At 46.6% G+C, this 8,750-nt stretch carries 3 protein-coding genes; all 3 read left to right on the top strand.

Translation table 11 applies throughout. From position 1 onward, the window contains the following. On the top strand, positions 1-986 hold a 986-nt coding region (locus AC23N5_RS29300), incomplete at its 5' end, for a T9SS type A sorting domain-containing protein (RefSeq protein ID WP_487758247.1). A gap of 115 nt (positions 987-1,101) precedes the next feature. After that, on the top strand, positions 1,102-3,861 hold the full coding sequence (locus AC23N5_RS29295) for an ATP-binding protein (protein WP_487758246.1): 2,760 nt from the start codon (positions 1,102-1,104) through the stop codon (positions 3,859-3,861). A 149-nt stretch (positions 3,862-4,010) separates the two neighbouring features. After that, positions 4,011-8,669, top strand: a complete 4,659-nt coding sequence (locus AC23N5_RS29290) for a T9SS type A sorting domain-containing protein (protein WP_487758245.1) — start codon at positions 4,011-4,013, stop codon at positions 8,667-8,669. Positions 8,670-8,750 lie beyond the last annotated feature (81 nt).

Raw genomic sequence — 8,750 nt, 5'->3', positions numbered from 1 at the left:
GTTGCCAAAGTGCTGAAAGTATTCGCAAGGATATTTATTGGAATGCGTTTGTGGTGACGTTGATAAACATCGGCGAAAGTAAGTCGGCGATAAAATCAGCCAATGACAAATCATTGTGGAGTAGTCAATTCATCACCCGCGACGGTGGTCCCGAATTGGAGCAAAGTACGCAGGTGAATCCGACGTTATTTTACGTAGAAAACGCCAACAAAATGGCCCCTCGCTACTGGACCATCAACGTAGAAGCGTGCGGATTAAGCACTGATGGCTCATTGACCTTTGATATGTTGGCGACGCCAGAAATGGGCGTGATACGTTCGTTCAACACGCACGAGAACAACGCACCGTACTTCATGTACGCCAACCGCGAAGGCTGGACGGAGCTATATGCTCAAAACCACCCTGCCTACGGATTCTATCAAGACAACGGCGCGGGCGGAAATTCATACGACACAGGTTTGCCCAAAGGGTTGTACAAATTGAGTATTCGTTATTGGGACATGAAGGGCTGGGGCAGTATTTACCCCGCAACGCGCAAGCCGCAAGGCAACGTGTTGGCTTATCAAGAATACTGGTTCCGCATTCAATCGCGAGATGGGGTAGGTGTAGGAGCAGCGAGGACAGCGGATAGTGAAGAGGCAAAAAGCAAATGGCAAGGGGCAAATGGCGAAGGGCAAGAGGCAAGGGGCAAATGGCAAGGGTCGGATAGCGGAAAACAGGTAATTGATAACGGCGTCTTCGCCACCGTTCTCCCGAACCCCGTCACCAACACGCTTCGCTTGCAAGTACAAGACAGCAAAGGGCGAGAGGTACAAGCGGAACTTTTGGACGCTACGGGGCGGCGGGTATTGCGTCGGACGTTTGTAGCGGAAACCCTAAGCCATTTGGAAGAATACGAAATAAGCGATTTGCCCAATGGTGCTTATTTCCTCCATGTGCGTTCAGAGTTAAAACAACAGGTACTTAAAGTAGTGAAAATAAAGTAAGTACAATTTCTGTATTTTTGAAAAGGGCAAGACGGCATCGTTCTTGCCCTTTTTTGTTGTATTTTTAGGGGATTTTTGAGCAAATACAACTGGGGTCAGAGGTTAAAATTACGGAATGAAAGGCTTATTTTTTTGTTATTTATTCTTGATTGGGGTGTGGGCAAATGCCCAAGAAGTGTTTCTTGACCCTAAAAAAGACGAAATAGATGCCAGTTCTCGTGTCGGGATTGTAGAAGATAAGTTGTCGAGCTGGTCGTTTGAACAAATCCAAGAACGTTTATTTGTCCAAAATAAGAGTAAGCATATTTTAATCCCTTTTTCTAATCATACTTTTTGGATAAAATGTAAGTTGAAAAATGCGACGGCTGAACCGCAAAAGTGGGTTGTACGATGGGAAAACCCGTTGACTGAACGCATTGATTTTTACGTTCAAGCAACCCCGAATGGCAGGTTTACCCGTTTTGAAAAAGGAAGTTTTCGAGAAAAACATCACATTTATATCTTTGAAAATACGCCTTCGCTCACGCTTTCTTTTGCACCGCATCAAACCCAGACACTTTACCTCAAAGTAGTTAATAAACGGGGTATTTTTTCACGCCTTGTGCTTTTGCCCACCGATGCCCTCGAACGCACGAAATACAGTTCCATTCAACGCTGGAGCATACTCGATGGAAGCCTGTTAATTCGGCTTATTTACACCTTTATTTTGGCCTTGTTTGTCATTAAAGACCTGTCGTTTAAGCGTTATTCGGCTTTTATTTTTATTCGTACGTTTTCTTTTTGGGGCATGATTGGCGTGCTTGGTGGGTGGCTGACAACCCAGCCTTACTGGGCCACCATTGCCAATAACGTTGTCATATTTCTGTCTCCCATTGGCTACACGTTTGCCATTCGCTCGGTGGTCGATATTCGTTCGTTTCCGTCGTACGTGGTCTATCTTCTTCGCGTTGTTTTGGGTTTAACGGTGCTGTTTGCTTTGTTGATTTTGCTTGATTATCAGTGGTATTGGCTAAAAGGAGCGGTGTTTTTAAACCTGGGCAGTCAGTATGTGTTGTTGGGCATTATTGCTGTGGCGTGTTATCGCCGTTTCCGAATCAATTGGTCGTACGGAGTGCCACTTTTACTCGGCGTGGCGAGCTATTCGCTCGTTCTAACGCGTTTATTGGGGGGATTACAATGGGCGGGACTTTTTGAGGTAGCGTTGTTATTTTTTGTCCTAGAATTGTTGTTTTTTGGGCTTTATTTGGGGCGAATTATTCGGACTTACGAAGAGGAACAGCTTACCATTAAAAAAGAGTTGTACTTCAAAAAAATCCAAACCAATCAGCTCCAAGAACTTGATGAGCTTAAAACCAATTTTTTTGTCAATATCTCGCATGAACTTCGTACCCCATTGACCCTCATTGGTGGCTATATGGAAGACTTGCGGCGTCAAAGCCCTCAAAATCAGGTGTATGAAATTGTGAGTCGCAATGCCCAGCGCCTTCTTGTGCTTATCAATCAACTGCTCGATTTGAGCAAACTTGAAGCGGGACAGCTACAGGTTACGCTCAGGCCACTGCGGTTAGATACGTACCTAAAAACGCTCTTCAGTGCTTACCAGTCGTTGGCCGAAAGCAAGAAAATTAGATTTACATTTCACCAAAGTCAGGAGGAGGTTGTGGGGGAAGTGGACCAAGATAAACTGGAGAAAATTGTCACAAACCTGCTTTCTAATGCCTTTAAATTTACCGATGCTGGGAAAAAAGTAGAAGTAAGTGTGGACTATGCCGTGTTGAATAATCGCTTGATTGTTAGTGTGAAAGACGAAGGTGTGGGGATTCCCAATGATAAATTAGCGCAAATTTTTAATCGCTTTTACCAAGTGGAGCGCCCAAATCACGCCAAATACGAAGGGACGGGCGTTGGGCTGGCGTTGGTAAAAGAGTTGGTCAATGCCCTCAACGGAACCATACAAGTGCAAAGTAAAGAAGGAGAAGGCTCTACGTTTAGGATTGAGCTTCCCGTTACGTATAGGGATGATGTTTCTATCGAGGGGGAGTACCCACCATCGCCGTTGGAGTGGCCTAGTGTTGAAAATAAAATAGAAAAAACAAGCCTTAAGAATGACGTAGATTTACGGCTGTTGGTGGTGGATGACAACGCCGATATTCGTCAGTACATTCGGTCGATTTTTGCGAAAGATTATTGGGTTGTGGAGGCTGAAAATGGAAAAATTGGCATCGAAAAAGCCCTTGAAATGACCCCAGACATCATTATCAGCGATTTGATGATGCCCGAAATGGACGGCTTTGAATTTTGTAAACGACTTAAATTAGACGAAAAAACGAGCCATATTCCCATCATTATGCTATCGGCCAAGGCCAATCCCGAAAGTAGAATTGAAAGCTGGGAATTAGGCGCCGACGATTACTTGTTGAAGCCCTTTCAATCGGAAGAAGTGCGGGTGCGGGTTCAAACGTTATTGGAAAAACAAGCCCGCCTGAGAACGTATTTTAGCGCGGCGGTTGGCACAGAAAAGCCTGTAACGGAAACCGAAGAAGCCTCAAAAGAACGAGGTTTTTTACGTAAACTCTACGCGCTTGTAGAACAACGCATGAGCGATTCCGAGTTTACGGCCGAGCTTTGTGCCAAAGAAATGGGAATGAGCCAAAGTCAGTTGCTCAGAAAACTGAAAGCGCTCACCAACCAGACCATCAACGAATACATTCGAGATTTTCGTTTGCAGCGGGCGGCAGATTTATTATCTCAAAACGAGGCAACAATTTCGGAAATAGTGTATGAAGTAGGGTTTACGAATCTGTCTTATTTTACCAAAATGTTTAAAGAAAAATACGGAAAACTTCCCAGTGAGTTTTTGACTCAGGAGGAGTAAGTGATAGGGCTGTTTTAGAGGTTGGATGAGGTGAAAAAGCCGTTTTTTGCCCATTTAAAACCAAATGCTGAATATGTGTTAATAAATGCCGAATATGTGTTAAGCCTGTTTTGAGGTAGCCATTTATCTTTACTGGCAAATTAAAACACATGAAAAACTTTATATACAAAAGCACCATTTTTGGATGGATAGTGCCCTTCATTTTGGGATTAGGAAGCGTGGTTGCGTCTCCTGTAAAAGCATCAAAAGTTAATACGCCGCCTACCATTACGGCCAAAACCATTTCGGTACCTGGAGGAAGTGGGGGAATTGAAAAAGAGATTGCCACGGCACTCGATGGCGAATCGGACAATTTAGAAATAACGGCTTCTAACCTACCTGCTAACATAACTCTGACCAACATTGAGAATTCGGATGGAACGGTCACGGCACTCGTGAGTGTGGGCTGTTATGTGTCTGCGGGGTCGTATAGCGTAACGCTTACCGTCAAAGACCCCGAAGGTGCATCGGCTACCGATGTGTTGACCATCAATGTCACCGCCAACACCATGCCCGTATTAGCCTACGCCGCCACGGCATCGGTCAATGGCGGAGGAAGCCTCACGATTAATCCAACCGCTGGCCCGTCTGACAACTCAAATGATTTTACGGTAGGAGTTGATAACCAAGGGACGTTCACGGGCGATATTGCTGTGGACCCAGTTACGGGCGTGATTACCATTACGAATGCCGCTCCCGTAGGTACGCACCAAATCACGATGAAAATTTCTGAAGCTTGCGAATTTGAAGAAACCGCTACGTTTGAATTGACCGTTACCAATACCAAACCTACCATTTTAGGGGCAACAATCAGCCGCCAACAGGGGACTTTGACGGGACTCAATGCGACCATTGCAACTGTTAATGACGTTGAAACAGCAGCGGGAAGCCTCAGCGTGACCGCAACAACACCGCTCCCTTCTGGGATAAGTATTTCAGGGATTACCAATGTGAATGGGACGATCAATGCCAACGTGCGGGCAAGTTGTTTTGCGGCAATTGGGAATAATACGGTCGAATTAAAGGTGACAGATGAAAATGGAGGAACCGCAACGGCCAATTTGATCGTGAATGTGACTGCAAATTCGCTTCCCACCATTACTTATGGTAATCAAACGGTCAATATGATGGGTGGACTGACTGTTAATCCTGCGTCAGGCCCTTCGGACAATGGGGAGTTTGGTGCTATTACAATCACGGATGTAGATGGCTATACGGGCGATATCGACGTTGATTCAAATACAGGAGAAATATCCATCAGCAATGCCGCTCCTTTGGGAACGCATACCATTACGGTAAGAATTATGGATAACTGTGAAGTAACCAATACAACGACGTTTACCTTGACCGTTACTAATACCAAACCCACCATTTTAGGGGCAACAATTAGCCGCCAACAGGGGACTTTGACGGGACTCAATGCGACCATTGCAACTGTTAATGACGTTGAAACAGCAGCGGGAAGCCTCAGCGTGACCGCAACAACACCGCTTCCTTCTGGGATAAGTATTTCAGGGATTACCAATGTGAATGGGACAATCAATGCCAACGTGCGGGCAAGTTGTTTTGCGGCAATTGGGAATAATACGGTCGAATTAAAGGTGACAGATGAAAATGGAGGAACCGCAACGGCCAATTTGATCGTGAATGTGACTGCAAATTCGCTTCCCACCATTACTTATGGTAATCAAACGGTCAATACGATGGGTGGACTGACTGTTAATCCTGCGTCAGGCCCTTCGGACAATGGGGAGTTTGGTGCTATTATAATCACGGATGTAGATGGCTATACGGGCGATATCGACGTTGATTCAAATACAGGAGAAATATCCATCAGCAATGCCGCTCCTTTGGGAACGCATACCATTACGGTAAGAATTATGGATAACTGTGAAGTAACCAATACAACGACGTTTACCTTGACCGTTACCAATACCAATCCGACCATTAAAGGGACAGTAATCAGCCGCCAACAAGGTAGTCCGGAAACGGTATCGACGATTGCCAACGTAGATGATACAGAGACGGCAAAAGGAAGCTTGACCGTAACGGCTACGACCGTTCCAACGGGTATTTCGGTGTCGAATATTACCAATACCAATGGCGTTATCAGTGCGATGGTGTCGGCGGGGTGTTATACCAATAGTGGAGAAAATACGGTGGTTTTGACCGTAAAAGATGAGAATGGAGGAACCGCAACGGCCAATTTGATTGTGAATGTGACGGCAAATTCGCTTCCAACCCTGAGTTACGCTAACAGCACAGTCAGTGTCGCAGGTGCAACAACGATTAACCCCGCTACTGGCCCTGCCGACAATGGCAGCTACGGAGGACTAACGATTGAAGACAAAGGTACTTTTACGGGAGACATCTCCATTGACCCTACTACTGCGGTGCTTTCAGTGAGCAATGCCGCTCCACTGGGCGTACACACCATTACGGTGAAAATATACGACAACTGCGAAGAATATACTGAAACAAGTTTTACTTTGGCGGTCGAAGGCTGTACGTCCACCCTAATGGCAGGGGCGGTAACCAATCCAACCACTTGCACAAGTCCAGTGGGAAGCATTGCTTTTACGACCAATTTGGCCAATGGTGATTATACGTTAAACTTTACGTCAAGTGCGGGAGCAACCACAAGTCCCCAACCTGTGAAAGTGGCGGGCGGCGCTTTTTCACTAGGAGGATTATTGGCGGGTACGTACAGTAACTTTTCGATTACCTCATTGGGGTGTACAGCTTCGGCTATGTCATCTAAGGTCATTACGGCCAAAATCCCTCCTACGGCTACCTTAGCGGGTGGGAGTGAAGTTTGCCAACAAAGTTCGGCGCCCGTACTGACCTTTACCGCCAGCAATGGTAGCGCACCTTATCGTTTTGGTTATCGCATCAATGGTGGAAGTGTGTTGTACCTTGAGAGCACGAGTGCCGTAGCGACACTCGCTCCTTCTACGCAGGTGGCAGGATTCTTTACATACACATTAGAATCGGTCTCGGATGGAAACGGATGCAGTCAATCGCAAAGTGGTAGTGCAAAACTGACGGTCAATTACCGCGCTTCTGTTCCCCAAAATGTATCTTTGTCAGTAGATGGCGTCAATGTGGCGGTGGGTGAAATCAAAGAAGTATGTAGCCTGTCGAGTGGAACTCCGTTGACATTTAATGCAACCTGTGCCGTGGGAGAAATAGTGCTTCATTCGGTGGATGGGGGGGAATATAGTGCGGGTATTCCCGTAGCCCTGGTTGACAATCAGTTTCACAATTACCGCGTGCGTTGCCGAAAATCCGACGGAACACCTTCCTGTATAGAGAGCGAATCGGGTGTTATGCGTCTAAAATTAGTAGCCATCCCTTCGGCTCCTACGGTCAGCTTGTCGCCAGAACGGAGCTGTAATCCTGCTGCAAGTTTTAGCGGTCAATCGACCTGTGGAAGTTTAAGAACGATTTGGTACAATGCCACCACCAATGTGGCATTGCCGAGTTTACCAAGCACCGTTCCTACTGCAACGACGTCTTACTACGCCCGTTGTCAGACGGATAATGGTTGCGTGAGCGCAAAGAGCAACGTCGTGACGTTTACGCTCATTCCCACGCACATTGCGCCAGTAATTACTGCGAGTCAGGAGGTTGTATGTACAGGGACGACGGTGAAAGTGTCGGCCAACTGCCCCGCAGGAAGCACCACATTTTGGAACACAGGCGTAACCACGCCAAGCTTTGAGGTGTCGTTCAACAACATCACCAAACAAACCTATTGGGCGAAGTGCCTTTTTGAGGGCGGTTGCCAAAGTTTAGAGAGTATTCACAAAAATGTATATTGGGATGCGTTTGTGGTAACCTTAATCAACGTAGGTCAAAGCAAGTCGGCAACAAAGTCAACCAACAACCGCAGCGAGTGGGAATTGCAGTTTTTAACCCGCGACGGTGGCCCCGACTTGGTAGCAAGTGCGCAGCAAAACCCAACTTTATATTTTGTCGAAAACCCCAACAAAACGGCTCCGCGTTATTGGACGGTCAACGCCGATGCATGTGCATTAGGTACTGAGGGTTCTTTGACTTTTGACCTGTCAACGACGCCCGAAACAGGGGTGATTCAGTCGTATAACACCCACGAAAATACCGCACCATATTTTATGTATGCCAACCGCGAGGGCTGGACGGAATTGTATTCTCCCAACCACCCCGCTTTCGGTTTTTACCTAGATAATGGGGCAGGAGGCAATGTCTATGATGCAGGTTTGCCTAAAGGACTGTATAAATTGAGCGTTCGCTACTGGGATCAAAAAGGGCTTGGCCTTTACCCCGCAACGCGCAAACCCCAAGGCAATGTACTTGCTTACCACGAATACTGGTTTAGAATCCAGTCGAAAGATGGGGTAGGAGTAGGCGCAGCGAGAACAGTGGAGAGCGGTGGGCAAGGGGCAAATGGCAAAGGGCAAGAGGCAATAGGTAAATGGCAAGGGGCAAATGGCAAAGGGCAGGGGTCGGATAACGAACAACAGCTAACCGATAACGGGTCTTTTGCTTCGGTCATGCCCAATCCTGTCACCAACATCCTGCGCCTGAAGGTGCAAAACAGAAAGGGGCAAGTGGTGCAAACTACGTTGACGGATGCAACAGGTCGGGAAGTTTTACGCCGCCAATTTGTGCCTGAAACCAACACGCATCAAGAAGAGTTTGGCGTCAGCGAATTGCCAACGGGTATGTATTTCATGAAGGTGACCACGCCTGAAAATAGTGCATTGTTGAAAGTAGTGAAATTGTAGTACTCTTAGCGTATAACAAGGCCCTCGACTAATTTGTCGAGGGCTTTTTTTGCCTTGTGGATTAATGGCTAAGTAACCAAT

The sequence above is a fragment of the Runella sp. R5_40 genome, from assembly GCF_057652295.1.
This window is presented reverse-complemented; position numbering and strand designations above follow the sequence as displayed.